This window comes from uncultured Microscilla sp., from assembly GCF_947493425.1.
Taxonomy (GTDB): Bacteria; Bacteroidota; Bacteroidia; order Cytophagales; family Microscillaceae; genus Microscilla.
The window spans coordinates 1-490 of record NZ_CANLRP010000483.1; the positions used below are offsets into that span (position 1 = coordinate 1).

The 490-nt window shown below is 37.8% G+C and carries 1 protein-coding gene; it reads left to right on the forward strand.

From position 1 onward, the window contains the following. Positions 1-490, forward strand: a 490-nt coding sequence (locus Q0954_RS34420; protein WP_299466744.1) for a transposase, incomplete at both ends; no start/stop codon positions are given.

Genomic DNA, 490 nt, shown 5'->3' on the forward strand with positions numbered 1-490 from the left:
AGCATTTTCCAGGTGGATTTCCTCAAAGTGCTTTGGTGCATGATGGTTGGAAACCACAAATTAACACTGAGGCAAAACATCACCAGTCTTGTCTGGCTCATCTCCAACGAACCTTAAAATACCTAAACCAATGCTATGCTGATAACCAATGGGGAATAGATTTTATCAGCCTTTTGTATGATGCCTTAGAGCTTAAAAGAAATATGACTTCTGAGGATTACAAAACAGAGTTTGCTCCAAGGAATAAAGTCATTGAAAGGTTTGAAAAGTTATTGAAAATACCTCCAAAGGCAGATTACAAAGAACTCAATACCTTCTACAGGAGAATGTGCAGAGAAAAAGAGTTTATCTTCACCTTCTTGAAAATAGAAGAAGTCCCTCCTGATAATAATGCCTCAGAAAGAGCTGTCCGAAATATCAAGGTTAAACAGAAAATATCCGGACAGTTCAAAACCGAAAGTGCCGCTCAAAACTTTGCTAAAATACGTTC